Origin of the sequence: Sphingopyxis sp. NFH-91 (assembly GCF_021401285.1) — a bacterium.
GTDB classification, from domain to species: Bacteria; Pseudomonadota; Alphaproteobacteria; order Sphingomonadales; family Sphingomonadaceae; genus Sphingopyxis; species Sphingopyxis terrae_A.
Genome location: NZ_JACBGA010000004.1, coordinates 209,107 through 227,603 on the forward strand (window position 1 = coordinate 209,107; position 18,497 = coordinate 227,603).

Genomic DNA, 18,497 nt, shown 5'->3' on the forward strand with positions numbered 1-18,497 from the left:
GAGCAAAAGTGGAGCTCTTTGCGCCAGCGCAAATCGGCGTGTCGCGCCTGTGCTAGAAGCGTCGCCATCGGGGATCGGAAGGACCCCGGCGAAAACAGGCGAAGGAGGATGGCATGGTCTGTCCCGAATGCGGAGAAGTGATCGGATCAGGACCGCTCGATCTGCGGCGCGCCGCGCCCTTACGACAGGATGGCGCTGTGTTGCTCCTGCGCCGGTCGATCGGTGAGACGCTCGCGCGTGCAAGGCGCCTCGCTCGCCGCTGGGTGCGCGCCTGACGATGGCACAGCCCCATTGCCGCTCGGGCGACATTGCCCGGCTCGGACCGGTTGGCGACGCCGCCACGCACAGCGTGGCGCTCGCGCGCACCGCGTCATTCGAGGCGATTCACCTCGTCGTTCGCGCCGGAAGCTCGATCGCCCCGCATCAGGTCACGGGATCGATGACGCTATACGGCATCGCGGGCCATGTGCGTTTCGAGGGCGGCTCGCCGTCCGAGCTTCGGGCGGGCGACTGGCTATTCCTCGAACCGGGAACCCCGCATGCGCTCGAAGCGGTCGCGGACACGTCGCTGCTGCTGACGATCCTGTTCGACGAACCCGGTGCCGAGGCCGCGGCGCCGGCGGGCTAATCGCATGTTCTGCGGATAATGGCTTAGAAACAGGGGGTTGCAATGGGCGAATATCGCAAGCTTTGGTGGACGTTGATCGCGGTGCTGACCGTGACCTTCGCCATATTGGGGGTGGCCGGCGCCGAAGTCTATCGCAAGGCGCCGCCGATCCCCGCGAAGGTCGTCAGCGCCTCGGGCGCGCTCCTGATGACCCACGACGATATCATGGCGGGGCAGGCGGCGTGGCAGAGCACCGGCGGGATGCAGCTCGGTTCGATCTGGGGCCACGGCGCCTACCAGGCGCCCGACTGGTCGGCCGACTGGCTGCACCGCGAACTCACCGCCTGGCTGAGCCTTGCGGCCGAGGACGGCTATGGCAAGCCGTTCGACGATCTTGCCGTCGAGCAGAAGGCGGCGCTGACCTATCAGCTCAAGCAGGAATATCGGCATAACGCCCTCGATCCGGCGACCGGCGTCGTTACCGTGTCGGACCGCCGCGCCCGCGCGCTTGCGATCGTCGCGGCGCATTATGACGCGCTCTACGGCACCGATCCGGCGCTGCGCGAAATGCGCGATAATTATGCGATGAAAGAGGATACGCTGCCGAGCGCGGAGAAGCGGCAGAAGCTGGCCGACTTCTTCTTCTGGACCGCGTGGGCGGCGTCGACCGAGCGGCCGGGGACGGTCGCGACCTACACCAACAACTGGCCGCCCGAGCCGTTGATCGGCAACCAGCCGACGCCGGAGAATATTCTCTGGTCGCTCGCCTGTGTCGTCATCCTGATCGCGGGCGTGGGCTCGCTGATCTGGGGCTGGGCGTTTCTGCGCCGCCACGAAGACACGCCGCTCGCCCCTGCCGACACGGATCCGCTGACGCTCGCGGCGCTGACCCCGTCGCAGCGCGCGCTCGGCAAATATCTGCTCGTCGTCGCCGCGCTGTTCATCTTCCAGGTCTTCATCGGTGGCTTCACCGCGCATTACACGATCGAGGGACAGAGCTTCTACGGCATCGATGTCTCGCAGTGGTTCCCCTATGCACTGACCCGCACCTGGCATGTGCAGAGCGCGGTACTGTGGATAGCGACCGCTTTCCTCGCCGCCGGGCTGTTCCTCGCGCCGGTGATCCACGGCGGCGATCCGAAGCATCAGAAGCTCGGCGTCGACCTGCTCTTCTGGGCGCTGATCCTCGTCGTCGCCGGCTCGTTCGCGGGCAATTATCTCGCCATCGCGCACGCGATGCCCGAGAGACTGAGCTTCTGGCTCGGGCATCAGGGCTATGAATTTCTCGATCTCGGCCGCGTCTGGCAAATCGCGCTGTTCGCGGGGCTGCTCTTCTGGCTGGTGCTGATGCTGCGCGGCATGATGCCCGCGCTGCGGCGCGAAAAGGAAGGCGACCGGAGCCTGCTCCTGCTGCTCACCGTCTCGACGGTCGCGATCGGGCTCTTCTACGGCTCGGGTCTCTTCTATGGCGAGCGCACCCACATCACGATCATGGAATATTGGCGCTGGTGGGTCGTCCACCTGTGGGTCGAGGGCATCTTCGAGGTCTTCGCGACCGCCGCCATCGCCTTCATCTTCGCCTCGATGGGCCTCGTGTCGAAACGGATCGCGACCGCGGCCAGCCTCGCTTCGGCCTCGCTGTTCATGGTCGGCGGGGTGCCGGGCACCTTCCATCATCTCTATTTCTCGGGGACGACGACCCCGGTGATGGCGGTCGGCGCGGCGTTCAGCGCGCTCGAGGTCGTACCGCTGATCGTGCTCGGCTACGAGGCGTGGGAGCATTGGAGCCTGCGCGACCGCGCGCCGTGGATGCGCTCGCTGCGCTGGCCCTTGATATGCTTCGTCGCGGTCGCCTTCTGGAACATGCTTGGCGCCGGGGTCTTCGGCTTCATGATCAACACGCCGGTCGCGCTCTTTTACCTCCAGGGGCTCAACACCACCGCGGTTCACGCCCATGCGGCATTGTTCGGGGTCTACGGTTTTCTCGCGCTGGGCTTCACCCTGCTGGTGCTGCGCTACATCCGGCCCGAGATCGCGTTCAACGAGCGGCTGATGCGCACGGGCTTCTGGGGGCTCAACGCGGGGCTGGTGCTGATGATCTTCACCAGCCTGCTGCCGGTCGGCATGTTCCAGTTCGAGGCGAGCGTGACCACCGGCATGTGGTATGCGCGCAGCGATACCTTCCTGCAGCAGGGCTTCCTCGAAACCTTGCGCTGGGTCCGCACCTTCGGCGACGTGGTGTTCATAGTCGGCGCGGTCGCGATCGCGTGGCAGGTCGTGATCATCGGCCTGTGGCGGAAGGGCGCGCGGGCATGAATATGGCGATGATGGCCGCCGCGGCGCCCGATGCCGGAGCGCGGTCGCCGCTCTGGCTGCGCGGCGGCTATCGCCTGCTCTTCGGATGCGGCGCGCTGTGGGCGGTCGTCGTCGTGACGTTGTGGGTCGGCGCGCTTGGCGGGCGCTTGACGCTGCCGATCGCGATGGAGCCGCTCGCGTGGCACCAGCACGAGATGCTGTTCGGCTATCTCGGGGCGATCATCGGCGGCTTCGTCAGCGCCGCCATGCCCAACTGGACCGGGCGGCCGACGGTGACGGGCTGGCGGGTCGCGGCGGTCGACGGCCTGTGGCTGGCGGCGCGGCTGGCGATCCTCTTTTCGGCGACGGTGCCGCCGCTCGTCGGCGCGGTGCTCGATGTCGTCTATCTGCTGATTCTGCTCGCCTATGCGGCGCGCGAGATTTTCGCCTCGGGCAACCGCAACAAGCCGATCCTGATCATCCTTTTCCTGTTCGCCGCCGCCTGCGCGCTCGATCATGCCGCGATGATGGGGGCGCTCGCCGACCCCGCGCTCGGCGTGCATCTGGGCTTTGCGCTGATCCTGCTGCTGATCTCGCTGATCGGCGGGCGCATCACCCCCGCCTTCACGCGCAACTGGCTGATGCGACGGGGGAGCAGCGAGGGCCTGCCGACCTTGCCGAACCGCTTCGACATGGCGGTGATCGGCGCCACCGCGCTCGCGCTCGCGGCGTGGGTCGCGGAGCCAGCCAGCGCCATCGCAGCCGGGTTGCTGATCGCGGCGGGCGTGCTCCAGTTCATTCGCCTCGCGCGCTGGGCTGGGATGAAGGCGCTCAGCGATCCGCTCGTTTTCGTCCTTCACATCTCCTACGCGTGGCTGCCGACGGGGCTGATCCTGCTCGGCTGCGCGACGCTGCATCCGGTGCTGCCGGTGTCGAGCGCGATTCATGCGCTCGGGGCGGGCGCGATGGGGGCGATGACGCTGGCGGTGATGACGCGCGCGACGCGCGGCCATACCGGTCGTCCGCTCGAGGCCGACCGTGCGACGGTCCTCATCTATATTCTCGTTCACGCGGGCGCGCTGCTGCGCGTGGTCGCGCCGCTGCTGCCCTTCGATTATCTGACGGTCATTGCGGCCGCGGGCGGGCTGTGGGCGGCGGCTTTCCTGCTGTTCCTGCTCGTCTATGTGCCAATGGCGGTGCGGCCGCGATAGAAGCCGGCTGCCGCCGCGATTGTCAGCACGCCGGGCCTAAAAGAAGGACCCCGCCAGCGAGGGCGGGGCCAAGGAGGGGAGGTTGCCATGCGGCAAGGGACTGTCCGTCGTCAGAACATTCGGCACAACTCGCGGCGTAGATTAGCGGAGTGCGTACCTCGTCAGGGGGTTGATGTTAGGCGGCGAACTTGCGGTGCTGCAAGCGCCGATGTTCGATGGTCTGTCGCTTGATCCTTTCGCGCAGTTTGATGATTGCCGGAGCCTGCCGAAGTAGGCGTGGGCAGGCGTCACGTTGGCCAGGCTCTCGTGGTATCGCTGGTGATTGTAGTGCTCGACGACGGCCTCGATGTGGGCTTCGACGTCGCCGGGCAGGAAGTAGTTTTCCAGCAAGATGCGGTTTTTCAGGGTCTGGTGCCAGCGCTCGATCTTGCCCTGGGTTTGGGGATGACACGGGGCGCCGCGGACATGGCTCATCTTCCGGGCCTCGATGTATTCCGCCAGCTCACCCGCGATGTAGCTGGGGCCATTATCGCTGAGTAGCCGGGGTTTGTGCAGCACCGTGGCGCTGTCGCAACCAGAAGCCGCCAGGGCGAGGTCCAGCGTGTCGGTGACGTCCTCGGCTCGCATGTTGGTGCACAGCTTCCAGGCGATGATGTAGCGCGAGAAGTCGTCGAGCACGGTCGACAGATACATCCAGCCCCACCCGATGATCTTGAAGTAGGTGAAGTCGGTCTGCCACATCTCGTTCGGCCGCGTGGTTTTCGTGTGGAACTGATCGGCAGCCTTGATCACGACATAGGCCGGGCTGGTGATCAGGTCGTGGGCCTTCAACAGGCGGTAAACCGTGGATTCCGACACGAAGTAGCGCTGCCCATCGGTGAAGCGCACGGCCAGTCCCCGGGAGCTCAGCTCAGACTGTTCCAGCGCCAGCTCGATGATCTGGTCGTGGATGCCCGCCGGGATGCGGTTCCACACCCGGCTCGGCGTCGATGGCCGATCTTCCAACGCCTCCGGCCCGCCTTCGAGGTAGCGATCATACCAGCGGTAGAATGTCCGACGAGGGATGCCGAGTTGGTCCAACGTGCGCTTGGCCGACAGGTGCGACTGCTCGACGGTTCTGATGATCTCGAGCTTCTCGGATGCGGGATATCTCATTCGTCGTTGCCCCCATCCGCGACCATGCTTTATGGGATGGCCCGCCCCTTTTCCCCGGCATCGGATATGATGCTGGTGCTTGAAGAGGAAAGGAGCGGACCGATGTCTATTGTGATCCTTGGCGTTGATTTGGGCAAGAATGCCTGCAGTGTGGTTGGCGTGGATGCGGCGGGAGCTGTCGTCGTACGCAGGTCGATGCGCCGCCAGACGCTGGTCGACTACGTTGCCAAGCTTCCTGTGTGCGTGGTCGCGATGGAGGCATGTTGCGGTGCCCATTATCTGGGGCGCCTGTTCGCCGCGCACGGACATGAGATCCGGCTGATGTCGCCGGAGTACGTACGGCCGTATGTCAAAGCACAGAAGAACGATGACCGCGACGCCGAGGGGATCGCGGAGGCCGCCTCGCGTCCAACGATGCGCTTCGTCGAACTCAAGACCCAGGAGCAGTTGGACATCCAGACGCTCCACCGGGTTCGCTCGCGCCTGGTGGCTGAGCGCAGGAGCCTGACCAACCAGTTGCGGGCGATCCTGCTGGAGCGCGGGACCATTTTCCCGGTTGGGCGGCGCAAGCTGGAACTCGGCATCGATGCCCTGCTGGCCGATGAGGATACGACCTTGTCACCGCGTCTGCGCCAGTTGGTGGCCGAACTGCGTGCCGAATGGCGCGAACTCGATACCAGGGTGGAAGCGCTGAACGGCGAGTTTGTCGAGCTGGCGCGCAATGACGCGGCTGCCCGGCGGCTCACATCCATCCCCGGCGTCGGGGTGCTGAACGCAACTGCCCTGATTGCAGCCGTGGGCGATGCCAGCAGCTTTGCCAAAGCCCGAGACCTGGGTGCCTGGCTCGGTCTGGTGCCCCGTCAGCATACTACCGGCGGCAAGCCGCGGCTGCTCGGCATCTCCAAGCGAGGCAACACCTACTTGCGCACCTTGCTCATCCACGGTGCCCGAGCAGCATTGCCGTCGCTGGCGCGAAGCGAGACCCCGTTGGGGCGCTGGTTGACAGGAATGATCGAGCGAGGAGTCCACCGCAATGCTATCGTCGTCGCGCTGGCCAACAAGCTGGCGCGGATCGCATGGGCGGCCTTGCGCAAGGACGCGACGTTCGAACGCGGCTACCCAGTCGCGGCATAACCGGATCGGCCGCACGCATCTTCGTGCATAGGCCAACGATGTTTGCAGGAAGGATCGTGAAGATGGCCTGACAGTCGATCGGCGTCTGGAAAGCCCGGCCAAAAAAATGGCACTCGTTGCCGGCGTCTTTATTGTGGCTCCAGACGTGCGGATGTCCATCTTGGCCATGGGGTCACCCATGAGACCGCATACGTTGACGCAGACTGATCAGAACACTTCAAAATCCCCCTTGCAGACGGGGCGGGCCATACGTTTTTTGAGCAGATGGTTTTCCAGTGTCAGATCGGCCACGCATTCCTTCAGGGCCCGGGCTTCGCGGCGCAGGTCCTGGACCTCTCCGGTGGTCGCGGCACGGGCGGTGTCGCCGGCCAGGCGGCGCTTGCCAGCTTCCATGAACTCCTTCGACCAGGTGTAATACAGGCTCTGGGCAATGCCTTCCTTGCGGCATAGCTCGGCGATGCTGTCTTCCCCGCGCAGGCCATCCAGCGCGATGCGGATCTTGTCCTCGGCCGAAAAGTGGCGCCGGGCCTGTCGGCGGATGTCCTTCACTACCCGCTCTGCTGGGGCCTTGGCGGGCGATTTTACATTGGAGGATCTGGGCTTCATCTTCGTTCCTTCGTCACTACGACGAAGCCCAGATCCTCCTTAAATCACAACCTCAAATCTGTGCCATTGGTGCTGACGGCGGACAGTGCCGAGTGAAGAAGGCGCCCTCGAAGAGACCGTCCTGCATTGCCCAGTCATCAAGGTAAGGCGCGGACATGCGCTGCGGCTGATCCTGTCTCCATCGACGCCCGCCGTTCCGCCACGAGCGCGAGACGAGAAACTGGTCCAGCTTGTCGCGGAAGCGCACGCGGCGCGGAAGCTGGTCCTGGAGAATCCGGGACGAGCGGTAGCGTCGATCGCGGCGGAACATGGTCGATGCCGAACGCGTCTTGCGAAACTGGTCGGCCTGTCGTGCCTCGCCCCCGATATTGTGACAGCCATCGTCGAAGGGCGCCAGCCTGCAAAGCTGACGGCAACGATGCTGAGCAGCATGGATCTGCCTCTGTGCTGGCGGGAGCAACGTGCCGCCTTTGGGTTCTGAACCGAACTATCGACTGCAGTCACCAAAATGCCCGGCTGAGACCGGGCTTCCTTTTTGCCGTTTTGGTGGCGAGTATTGCGGGTCTCTGACTGCAGTGCGGATCGAGCGAGACGCAAACCGCGCCCAAAGGCGCGCCCTTGCGGGGCGATCCCAGATTACTGCCGATTTCTGAAGTCCTGCAGGACTGACTGGTGCGGTCGAGAAGACTCGAACTTCCACGGCCTTTCGGCCACAACGACCTCAACGTTGCGCGTCTACCAGTTCCGCCACGACCGCACATCATGATGGTCCGGATCGGGTCCGGCACCAGGTAGGAGCGGGCGCCTAGCAAAGCTTTGTTGGCGATGCAAGCGAGCACCGCGCAATTATTTTTCGGGATCGCGCAACTGGCGCGGCGGCGCAGAGGCGCAGGTTCGCGCCATGTCATCGAAACGACTCCGAAGAGTCACTCAACTGTCATGGCTCTACCGTCAGACCGTCATCGAATCACCCTAGTGGCGGCGTCACCGGGGGCGAGGGGCGATTCCTTTTCTCGTTCGCGGATGAATGTTCAGCAGCGTGCCGAGGGCGCGCACACGGGGAACGGAGATTTTCATGGCGGCTTTTGCGCGCGTTCGTTTGGTCATGCTCAGTGGCGTGGCCTGTTCTGTCCTGGCAGCCTGCGGCGCCGACAATATCGCGTCGCCGGGTGAGGGCGGCACCATCATCATCAATCCGACGCCGACCCCCACGCCGACGCCGACCCCGACGCCGACCCCGACCCCCAGCGTGACCCCGGCCGCGGGCTGTCCCACGATTTCCGACCCGCAGGGCCTGACCGACAGCGGCACGATCAAGAATCCGACCGTCGGCGAGTTCCGCGTCTGCACGCTGCCGGCGCGCATCAACAAGAGCGTCACGCTGCCCAAGATCGCCGGTCTCGTCTATCGCATGAACGGCCGTGTCGATGTCGGCACCGATCAGGGCGCGGCGACGTCGGGCACGACCAACGTCGTGCTGACGATCGAGCCGGGCGTGATGCTGTACGGCGAATCGGGTCCGTCGTGGCTCAACGTCAACCGCGGCAACTCGATCCAGGCGGTCGGCACCCCGACGCTGCCGATCATCTTCACCAGCCGCGACAACGTCCAGGGCCTGAACACCGAAAATTCGTCGGGCCAGTGGGGCGGCGTCGTGCTGAGCGGCCGCGCGCAGATCACCGATTGCGGCACCAGCGGCGCGGCACCGGGCACGACGGCGTGCGAACGCCAGACCGAAGGCGCCGTCGATCCGGCGCTCTATGGCGGTGCGAGCAACAGCGAGAGCAGCGGCCGGATGAGCTATGTCCAGATCCGCTATTCGGGCTACATCCTGTCGTCGAACAGCGAGCTTCAGTCGCTGACGCTTCAGGGCGTCGGTTCGGGCACCCAGCTCGACCATATCATGTCGTACAACAGCTCGGACGATGCGGTCGAAGTGTTCGGCGGCCATGCGCACATGAAATATTTCATCGCGGTCGGCGCCGAGGACGATAATCTCGACACCGACGTCGGAACCAAGGCGAACTTCCAGTACGGGATCGTCGTCCAGCGCGCGAACATCGGCGACGCGATGATCGAAGCCGATACCGACAACGCGCTCGACGGCGACAATCCGCGCCAGAACACGCGCGTTGCCAACTATGTCTTCTACCAGAATTCGCCCAACGCCTCATCCGACCAGGCATCGATCCTGCTGCGCGGCGGCACCGACTACGGCATCTACAACAGCGTGCTGCTCAGCCCGAATAACCCCTGCCTGCGCATCAGCCGCGCGCAGACGGCTTCGGCGACGCAGAATGCGGCGATCGACGAATTTGGCGCGCCGGTGTTCCAGTCGGTGCTCATGCAGTGTTCGGCGACCAAATATATCGGCAGCGGCGTGACTGCGGCCGAGGTGCAGGCGATCTTCGGTGCCGGCAGCAACGGCAACAGCGACACCTATGTTCCGACGCTGACCAGCCTCTTCGTCAATGGTGCGACCGAAACCGCGGTGACGCCGTTCGATATGTCGACGCTGAACGGCCAGACCTTCAACAGCATCGAACTGACCCGCGCCGGCTTCTTCGACAAGACGACCTATATCGGTGCGGTCAAGGACGCCAACGACACCTGGTACCAGGGCTGGACCTGCAACAGCGGCACCGCCAGCTTCGGCACCGGCAACAGCGGTCTTTGCACCTCGCTGCCGACCAGCTGAGATTGAAACGTCGACCGGGGAGGGGGCGGCGCGTGCCGTCCCCTCCCGCATATCTGATCCGGATTCTGGGGAAACCGCCATGTCCAAGCCGTACCGGCTCGCCAGCCTGCTTTTGATCACCACGGCGCTCGTCGCGCCCGCCACGGCGATGGCGCAGACCGACCCCGCTCCGGCCGAACCCGCGGCAGAAGCTGCCGCGGACGCGGCGCCCGCGGATGCCGCCGAACCGGCACCGCAGGACGATACCGACATTTCGATCCCCGGCGCGGAGATCGTCGTCACCGGCCGCCGCAGCGCCAATATCGAGCGCACCGCGCCGCAGGTCGTCTCGGTACTCGGCGCCGCCGACATCGCGCGTACGGGTGAAGGCAATATCGCCGGCGCGCTCGGCCGCGTCACCGGCCTCAGCGTTGTCGGCAACGGCTTCGTCTATGTTCGCGGCCTTGGCGATCGCTATTCGCTCGCACTGCTCAACGGTTCGCCGCTGCCGAGCCCAGAACCGCTCAAGCGCGTCGTCCCGCTCGACATTTTCCCCAGCAGCATCATTGCCTCGTCGCTGGTGCAGAAAAGCTATTCGGCGAATTTCCCCGGCGAATTCGGCGGCGGTGTCATCAACCTGACGACCAAGGCGGTCCCGCGTGAGCCCTTTCTGACCATCGGCGGCAGCATCGGCGGCAATTCGGAAACCACCGGACAGCTCGGCTACACCTATTATGGCACCGGCAGCGACTGGACCGGCTTCGGCGATGGCGGCCGCAACCTGCCGCCCGCCTATGCGGCGTGGCGCGCATCGGGGCTTCGCATCAACGATCCCAGCGTCAACCAGCAGGCGATCGCTGGCCAGTTCGTCAACGCCAGTAATGCGGTGCTGCAGCAGAACAACAATATGCCGGTCAACTGGGGCGTGAACGTCACCGGGGGCAAATCGTGGACGATCGGCGATGCCGAACTCGGCCTGATCGCGACCGCTGGCTACACGACCAAATGGCGCACGCGCGACATTGCGCAGCAGACTGCGAACGCGCTCGACCTGTCGTCGCTCAATACCAATGTCCGCCGCGTCGTTACCGACAACCGCATTGTTGCCAACGCGCTGCTCGGTCTCAGCCTCGAATTCGGCGACAACAAGATTCGCTGGACCAACCTTTATATCCGCGACACGATCAAACAGGCGCGCCTCGGTGCCGAAGACCGGCCCGACACCGCCGATGCCAACCCCGGCGTCAGCTTCCAGTATCAGGACACTGCCTGGTACGCCCGCCAGCTGATCGACACGCAGTTTGTCGGCGAGTTCAAGCCGATGGACGGCCTTGATTTCGATATCCGCGCCGGCTACGCCAATTCGCAGCGCGAGGCGCCGTTCGAGCTGAGCTTCATGTACAGCCGTTCGAACAGCCCGACTGATCCCTATGGGCAGTTCTTCACCAACACGCTGAACACGGGCCAGCGGCCGGGCAGCGCGACGATCGCCTTTTCGGACCTCAACGAAAACCTCTATTCGGCCGGTATCGACGTCACCTACGATCTGGCGGCGCGGGTCAAGCTGATCCTCGGCTATGCCTTCAGTGATACCAACCGCGTCACCGAACGCCGCGACTTCCTGTTCCAGGGCAACAACAACATCCCGCTCGGCATTTCGCTGCTGCGCCCCGACCTGCTGCTCTCGCAGGCGGTGATCTGCTTCCCCGGCGTCGATGCGACGGTTGCACCCGATTGTCCGGCGAACCCCGTTGCGACGGGGATCGCGCTCGTCGACAGCACGGGGTCGAACCCGACCTTCAAGGCGACGCTGCGCAACCATGCGGGCTATGTCCAGCTCCAGGCCGATCTGACCGACCAGCTCAATCTCAACATCGGCGCGCGCTACGAAAGCGCCAATCAGGGCGTGAGCGCGGTGCAGGTCTATACGGTCAACCCGACGCTGCCGCCGGCGACCAACCTCAAGCGCGACTATCTGCTTCCTGCCGCGACGCTGACCTACGAAATCTCGCCGCAGCTGCAATTCCGCCTGAGCGGGTCGAAGACGATCGCGCGGCCGCAGTTCCGCGAGCTGGTATTCCAGACCTATTATGATCCGGACAGCAACCGCACGTTCCAGGGCAATCCGCAGCTCGTCGACAGCCAGCTCTATAACGCGGAAACGCGCCTCGAATGGTATTTCGCACCCGAACAGCGCGTGTCGCTCGGCGGCTTCTGGAAAAAGATCAAGAATCCGATCGAAACCTACGCCAGCTTCGACGGCAACAGCGTGACGACGCGCTTTGCCAACGCGCCCGAGGCGACGCTTTATGGCGTCGAGTTCGAGGCGCAGAAATATTTCGACCTCAGTGGCATGAATGGCGCTTTCTGGGCCAGTCGCCGCGCGGTGCTGATCGGCAACTATACCTGGTCGCAATCGAAGCTGAAGGTCGGGCCGAACGATCCCGTTCAGGCTTATCCGTTCACCGGCGCGACGCTGGCGAGTCAGTTCTTCCGCGACGGCGCGCCGCTGACCGGCCAGTCGGATCATCTGGTCAATCTGGAATTCGGCCTCGAAGACACCGACAAGCTGTCGCAGCAGACCTTCTTGATTTCCTATGCGTCCGATCGCGTCACGCGGCGCGGCCCGTCGGGTCAGCCCGACATCTTCGAACGGCCGGGCATCCAGGTCGATTTCGTCGCGCGCCAGGGTATCCCGCTGTTTGGCAAGGAACTCGAACTCAAGTTCGAGGCCCGCAACATCTTCGGTACGAAATACAAGGAAATGCAGGAAAGCGGCGACAACCGCATCTATTACAACCTGTACAAGACCGGCACGACCTTCTCGCTGGGCGGGTCGCTGAAATTCTGAGGCATCCCTTGCCAGCCGCCCCGGCCGCAGCGCCGGGGCGGCACTGGCGGGTGCCGGCGCCAGCCCGGACTCGCCCCTCTGACAAAAAACTGTAATCTTCCCGTCAACTGATTGTCACGGACGGCGCCTAGGCGATTCGCGAGACAGGTTTCAGCTGGGGGACAGATAGGGTCATGGCGACGCTGATGAGGGGACCGGCCGTTCGGCTGCCGCGCTGGCTGCGTGCCGGCAGGCGGGCGCCGCGCGATGCCGCGCCGCTGATCGGCGTCGTCATCCTCGGCGCACTGCTGATCTGGCAATGCGTCAATCTCCTCTGGGCGTTGATCGTTCCGCTCGCCCCGCTGGGCACGTGGCAGCCGCAGACCGCGGTCATCGCATCGCCGGCCGAACGCCGCGCGATTTTCTCGAGCTTCGACCCCTTCTTCCGCAGCGGGCCGCAAGAGCCGGCCAGCGCGACGGTCACGTCGCTCGGCCTGACGCTGTTCGGGATCAATCTCAACGAAGCGACCGGCGGGGGCTCCGCGATCATCGCGGGCGATGACGGTCTGCAGAACAGCTATGCCGTCGGCGAAGAGATCGCGCCGGGCGTCAAGCTGGTCGGCGTCGCCTTCGACCATGTGCTCCTCGACCGCGGCGGCACGCGCGAAAGCCTGTTTCTCGATCAAAGCGGCGACGCGCCGGTCGCCAATCCCGCGACGCCGCTGCCCGCCCCGACGCCCGAGGTTGGATCCCCCGGTGCGGCGGCCAACGGCACCACGGCGAGCGGCGAGATGTCGCCCGCCGCGCTCAAGGCCGGCATCGGCTTCGCGCCGCGCACGGAAGGCGGCAAGGTCACCGGCCTTTCGGTCCAGCCGCAGGGCGACGGCGCCGTCTTCCGCGCCGCGGGCCTGCGCCCCGGCGATGTCATTCGTTCGGTGAACGGCCGTCCGATCGGATCGGCCGCCGATGCCGCCGCGCTCGCCAGCCAATTTGCGCCCGGTGCGCGCGTCTCGCTCGAGGTCGAGCGCGGCGCGAGCGTCGTTCCCGTCGCCCTGTTCCTTTCGAAACAATAGGTTTTATGCGCCTCAAACTCCCTCTCATGCTGGCCGCCGCCCTTGTCTCGGCGACGCCCGTGCCGGTGCTGGCCCAATATACGCTGAACGTCCGCGACGCCGACGTTCGCGCCTTCATCCAGGATGCGGCGCGGATCACGGGGCGGACGTTCGTGATCGACGGGCGTGTCAACGGCAAGGTATCGGTCGTCACCGACCGGCCGCTGTCGCGCAGCGAATATTTCGAAATTTTCCTCTCGACGCTGCGTGCCAACGGTCTGGTCGCGGTGCCTAATCCCAACGGCAGCTATCGCATCCAGCCGATCGACGGCGCGGCGACGCAGCCGACGCGCATCGGCAGCGGCGGCGCAGCGCAGAACCAGTTTGTCACCGAAATCATCCGGCTGCGCCATATCGACGCGATGGCGGCTGTCGAAACGCTGCGCCCGCTGGTCAGCCCGCAGGGCTCGCTGACCGCAAACCGCAATGCGAACAGCCTCGTTGTCGCGGATTTCGCCGACAATATCCGGCGCATCCGTGCGCTCGCGTCGAGCATCGACCGCGACACCTCGACCAGCGAGGTCGTTGCGCTGAAGAATGCCGGCGCGCGCGAAATTGCCGCCGCGCTTCAGGCGCTGGTCCCGGCGGCGGGTGAGGGCGCGCAGGCGCCGGTCGCGATCGTTCCGATCGACAGCAGCAACGCGGTGGCACTGCGCGGCGATCAGGCAATGGTGGCGCGCTTCGTATCGATGGCGCGCGATCTCGACATGCGCGCTGCGGGCGGTACCGAATTGCGCGTCTATTGGCTGGAACATGCCAATGCCGAAACGCTGCTCCCGACGCTGCAACAGCTTGTCGGCGGCGGCAGCGACCCGGCGCAGAAGGCGGGATTGCCGCCGGCATCCTCATCGTCTTCGTCGGGTGGCAGCGGCGGCACTCCGGCCCCCGCGGCCACGACCACCGCCAGCGCCGCGCCGACCACGGTCAGCGGGGCAGGCGGCAGCATTGCGACGCGCGGTCCGGCGATCGTCACCCGCTACGAAGGCGCGAACGCGATCATCGTCGCCGCCAATGCCGATGTGCAGCGGATGCTCGGCGAACTGATCCGCCAACTCGACGCGCGCCGTCCGCAGGTGCTTGTCGAGGCGATCGTGGTCGAAATCGGCGACGATGCGGCAAAGCGCCTCGGGGTCCAGTTCCTGCTCGGTGGCAAGAATATCCCCTTCGCCGCGACGAGCTATGGCAATGCCCAGCCCAATATCCTGACGCTGGGGGGCGCTTATGCCGCAACCAAGCTGACGCAGGATTCGACGACCGTCGACGGCACGACCGTCGTCACCCAGACGTCGAGCGCGCTCGGCAGCAGCCTGCAGGAAGCCGCGGCGGCGTCGCTGCTCTCGGCCACCGGCGGCTTTGCGGGCTTCGCGGGCGATATCGGCAAGAACACGGTGTTCGGCGCGATCATCAATGCGGTGAAATCGGATACGACGTCGAACCTGCTCGCGACGCCGCACATCGTCACGCTCGACAATCAGGCCGCGAAATTCCTAGTCGGCCAGGAAGTGCCGATCACCACGGGCGAGGCGCTGAGCAAGAATTTCGACAATGCCTTCCGCACCGTCCAGCGCGAAGAGGTCGGCATCAAGCTGGAGGTCACGCCGCAGGTCAACGGCGCGGGCGAGGTCAAGCTATTCCTGCGTCAGGAAGTGTCGAGCGTCGCCGGCCCCGTGTCGTCGCGCAACAGCGACCTCATCCTCAACAAGCGCTCGTTCGAAACGACGCTGACCGTCGACGACGGTCAGATCCTCGCGATCGGGGGGCTGCTCAACGACGACGAACGCAAGACGATCGAGCGGATTCCGCTGCTCAGCGACATCCCGCTGATCGGCGAACTGTTCAAATCACGCAGCCGCAGCCGTGCCAAGACCAATTTGATGGTCTTCATCCGCCCGACGATCCTCAAAAATGCCGAGGACAACGCCGCACTGACGGCGCGCCGCTATGGCTATATCCGCGACTTCCAGCTGCGCCGGAATCCCGGCGAGGAACCCGCGATCGACACGCTGGTGCGGGATTATATGGGCACGACGCCGCCGCTCCCGAGCGCGGCGACGGCCGCCGACGTGACGGTCGGGCCGGGCGAGCAGCCTGCGCTGCGCCGTCCGGACGGCAGCGTCACGCCCGTCGATGTGCCGCCGTCCGAGGGAGGCCAGCCGTGACCGACGCTGTGCCGGCCGCCGCGCCGCAGACGGTGCCGGTCGACATCCCCTATGGCTTCGCGCGCGGTCACGGCGTCGTTATCGCACCCGACGGTGAAGGCTGGCTCGCGACGCTGCGCGAGGGGAGCGACCCGGCGGTGCTGATCGAGGTAAAGCGCTACCTCGCCGCCCCGCTGCGGGTCGTGACGGCAAGCGTCGCCGATTTCGACCGGCTGCTCTCGGACCATTATGCGGTCGACGCGTCGGCGGCGGCAATGGCAGGCTCGCTCGATGGCGGCGACATCGATCTGATTGCGAGCGGCATGCCGAGCGCCGAGGATCTGCTCGACAGCGCCGATGATGCCCCCGCGATCCGCCTCATCAACGCGATCATCGCCGAAGCGGTGCGCCAGGGGGTCAGCGATATCCATATCGAACCCTATGAAAGCGGGCTTGTCGTGCGGATGCGCGCCGACGGCGTGCTGCGCGAACATCTGCGCATGCCCCCGCATGTCGCGCCCGTCGTCGTCAGCCGCATCAAGGTCATGGCGCGGCTCGACATTGCCGAACGCCGAGTGCCGCAGGACGGTCGCATCGCGCTGACGTTGGCGGGCAAGGCGATCGACGTCCGCGTGTCGACGCTGCCCAGTCGCGCGGGCGAGCGCGTCGTCATGCGCATCCTCGACAAGGATACCGCGGGGATCGATTTCGACGTCCTCGGCCTGTCCGGCGAAGCCGACCGCATCCTGCGCGAGGCGCTGGCCGAACCCAATGGCATCATTCTCGTCACTGGGCCGACGGGTTCGGGCAAGACGACCACGCTCTATGCAGCGCTGAAGCAACTCAACGACGGTCAGCGCAATATCCTCACCGTCGAAGATCCGGTCGAATATGCGGTCGAGGGCGTCGGTCAGACGCAGGTCAATGCGAAGGTCGGACTCGATTTCGCGGCGGGACTGCGCGCTATCCTTCGCCAGGACCCGGACGTCGTGATGATCGGCGAAATCCGCGACCGCGAAACCGCCGATATTGCGGTGCAGGCATCGCTTACCGGCCACCTCGTCCTGTCGACCGTCCACACCAACGACGCGGTCGGCGCGATCACGCGCCTCAAGGATCTGAAGGTCGAACCCTTTCTGCTCGCCTCGACCCTGCGTGCCGTGCTCGCGCAGCGTCTGGTGCGCAAGCTGTGCCCGACGTGCCGCGAGCCGGTGCAGGCCGACAATGGCATTGCCGCGATGCTCGGCCTCGACATCGGCACCGTGATCTGGCGGCCCAAGGGCTGCGATGAATGCGGACATACGGGCTTCAAGGGCCGGATCGGCGTGTTCGAGGCGATCAAGGTCGATGAGACGGTGCGACGCTACATCTATGCCGGCGGCGACGAGTCGATGATCGCGAAGCACGTCTTTCTGAAGGCGCCGACGCTCGCCAGCGCGGCCCGCGCGATGGTCGCAAAGGGGATCACGACGCCCGAGGAAGCGATCCGCATCGCGCGGCGCGAGGATGTCGATGCCTGATTATCGCTATGTGGCGATCGATCCCAAGGGCCGCGAGCGCAAGGGACGATTGACCGCCGCCAACGACGACGCTGCGCGAGCCAACCTTGCCGCGCGAAAATTCCATATCGTCGCGGTCGAGGAAGCAGGTACGCGCGCCGCGCCCGCGCGGTCGCTTTTCGCCTTTCGCAGCGCGCGGTTGAGCGCGAAGGAACTGGCGCTCTTCACGCGCCAGCTTGCGACGCTCGCCGAAGTCGCGCCGCTCGAAGAGGCGCTGCGCACGTTGACGCGCCAGAGCGAGGCCGAAAGCGCGCGCGCGGTGATCGGCGACGTTCACGCAGGCCTGCTCGAAGGACGCCGCCTTGCCGACGCGATGGCGCGGCAGCCGGCCAGTTTCCCGCCGCTCTACCGTGCGATGGTCTCGGCGGGCGAAACCACGGGGAGCTTGACGACGATCCTCGCGCGGCTCGCCGACCTGCTCGAACGCCAGGCGCAGGTGCGCGGCAAACTGATCGCCGCGCTTGCCTATCCGGTGGTGCTCGCGATTGTCGCCGTCGGGGTTGTCGCGGCGCTGATGATCTTCGTCGTCCCGCGCGTTGTCGAACAATTCGACGACGTCGGGCAGCAACTGCCTTTCCTGACCCGCGCGGTCATCGCGGTTTCAAGCGTTGCGGCAAACTGGTGGTGGCTGATGCTGCTGCTGATCGCGGGCGCGATTTTCGGCTGGGTCAGCGCGATGCGCCGCCCGGACTTCAAGGCCGGGGTCGATGCCCGGTTGCTCCGCCTGCCGCTGCTCGGCCGCCTGCTGCGCGACCTCTATGCCGCCCGCTTCGCCCGGACGCTCGCGACCATGGTGTCGAGCCGGCTGCCGCTGGTCGAGGGGTTGCGGCTCACCGTGCCGACAATCCGCAACGCCGCGCTTGCCAGTGCAACCGACCGCATCGTCGATCAGGTGCGCGCGGGCGGCAGCCTGTCGTCGGCGCTGCGCGATGCCGGGGTGTTTCCGCCACTGCTCGTCTACATGACCGCAAGCGGCGAAAGCGCGGGTCGACTCGAACAGATGCTCGAACGCGCCGCCGATTATCTCGAACGCGAATTCGACCGTTTTACCGCCGCTTCGATGGCGCTACTCGAACCTGTCATAATTGTCATTATGGGGTCTTGCGTCGCGCTTATCATCCTTTCCATCCTGCTTCCGATCCTCCAGTTGCAGAACCTTGCAGGGCTATAATA

12 protein-coding genes, 1 tRNA gene and 2 pseudogenes are annotated in these 18,497 nt (G+C 65.5%); 11 read left to right on the forward strand and 4 right to left on the reverse strand.

All coding sequences use genetic code 11. From position 1 onward, the window contains the following. Window positions 1-113 precede the first annotated feature (113 nt). The 4 genes from L0963_RS11250 to L0963_RS11265 are packed head-to-tail and all read left to right on the forward strand — an operon-like array spanning window position 114 to window position 4,113. Window positions 114-275 (forward strand): hypothetical protein, encoded by a 162-nt coding sequence (locus L0963_RS11250; protein ID WP_234179560.1) that lies wholly within the window; start codon window positions 114-116, stop codon window positions 273-275. Window positions 276-277: 2 nt separating this feature from the next. Then, complete coding sequence (locus tag L0963_RS11255) at window positions 278-628, forward strand: hypothetical protein (protein WP_234179563.1); 351 nt, start codon at window positions 278-280, stop codon at window positions 626-628. Between the two features lie 42 nt (window positions 629-670). After that, window positions 671-2,923: a nitric-oxide reductase large subunit gene (locus L0963_RS11260; protein ID WP_234179565.1), complete on the forward strand. Its 2,253-nt coding sequence runs from the start codon at window positions 671-673 to the stop codon at window positions 2,921-2,923. Then, complete coding sequence (locus L0963_RS11265) at window positions 2,920-4,113, forward strand: NnrS family protein (RefSeq protein WP_234179567.1); 1,194 nt, start codon at window positions 2,920-2,922, stop codon at window positions 4,111-4,113. The genes L0963_RS11260 and L0963_RS11265 overlap by 4 nt, the downstream gene beginning before the upstream one ends. A gap of 175 nt (window positions 4,114-4,288) precedes the next feature. On the opposite strand, the pseudogene L0963_RS11270 reads toward L0963_RS11265, so the two are convergent. Then, window positions 4,289-5,298 (reverse strand): annotated as a pseudogene (locus L0963_RS11270) (IS3 family transposase); the annotation flags it as partial. Between the two features lie 72 nt (window positions 5,299-5,370). Between L0963_RS11270 and L0963_RS11275 the strand changes: the two are divergent. After that, complete coding sequence (locus tag L0963_RS11275; RefSeq protein ID WP_066531508.1) at window positions 5,371-6,402, forward strand: IS110 family transposase; 1,032 nt, start codon at window positions 5,371-5,373, stop codon at window positions 6,400-6,402. 240 nt (window positions 6,403-6,642) lie between these two features. Here L0963_RS11275 and L0963_RS11280 read toward each other — a convergent pair. The 3 genes and pseudogenes from L0963_RS11280 to L0963_RS11290 all read right to left on the reverse strand — a co-directional run. Continuing rightward, window positions 6,643-7,008 (reverse strand): annotated as a pseudogene (locus L0963_RS11280) (transposase); the annotation flags it as partial. Window positions 7,009-7,060: 52 nt separating this feature from the next. Next, window positions 7,061-7,318, reverse strand: coding sequence for a hypothetical protein (locus L0963_RS11285; RefSeq protein WP_234179570.1), 258 nt, complete (start codon window positions 7,316-7,318; stop codon window positions 7,061-7,063). Window positions 7,319-7,678: 360 nt separating this feature from the next. After that, window positions 7,679-7,765 (reverse strand) — tRNA-Leu (locus L0963_RS11290). 318 nt (window positions 7,766-8,083) lie between these two features. Here L0963_RS11290 and L0963_RS11295 point away from each other — a divergent pair. The 6 genes from L0963_RS11295 (at window position 8,084) to gspF (ending at window position 18,495) form a co-directional block, all read left to right on the forward strand. After that, complete coding sequence (locus L0963_RS11295) at window positions 8,084-9,706, forward strand: hypothetical protein (RefSeq protein ID WP_234179573.1); 1,623 nt, start codon at window positions 8,084-8,086, stop codon at window positions 9,704-9,706. Window positions 9,707-9,785: 79 nt separating this feature from the next. After that, complete coding sequence (locus L0963_RS11300; RefSeq protein ID WP_234179576.1) at window positions 9,786-12,536, forward strand: TonB-dependent receptor domain-containing protein; 2,751 nt, start codon at window positions 9,786-9,788, stop codon at window positions 12,534-12,536. Between the two features lie 185 nt (window positions 12,537-12,721). Further along, window positions 12,722-13,588, forward strand: a complete 867-nt coding sequence (locus tag L0963_RS11305; protein ID WP_234179577.1) for a type II secretion system protein N — start codon at window positions 12,722-12,724, stop codon at window positions 13,586-13,588. A gap of 5 nt (window positions 13,589-13,593) precedes the next feature. Next, window positions 13,594-15,786 (forward strand): type II secretion system secretin GspD, encoded by a 2,193-nt coding sequence (gene gspD, locus L0963_RS11310; protein ID WP_234179579.1) that lies wholly within the window; start codon window positions 13,594-13,596, stop codon window positions 15,784-15,786. Beyond that, on the forward strand, window positions 15,783-17,285 hold the full coding sequence (locus L0963_RS11315) for a GspE/PulE family protein (protein WP_234179581.1): 1,503 nt from the start codon (window positions 15,783-15,785) through the stop codon (window positions 17,283-17,285). The genes gspD and L0963_RS11315 overlap by 4 nt, the downstream gene beginning before the upstream one ends. Next, window positions 17,278-18,495, forward strand: a complete 1,218-nt coding sequence (gene gspF / locus L0963_RS11320) for a type II secretion system inner membrane protein GspF (protein WP_234179583.1) — start codon at window positions 17,278-17,280, stop codon at window positions 18,493-18,495. The genes L0963_RS11315 and gspF overlap by 8 nt, the downstream gene beginning before the upstream one ends. The last annotated feature ends 2 nt before the right edge of the window (window positions 18,496-18,497 follow it).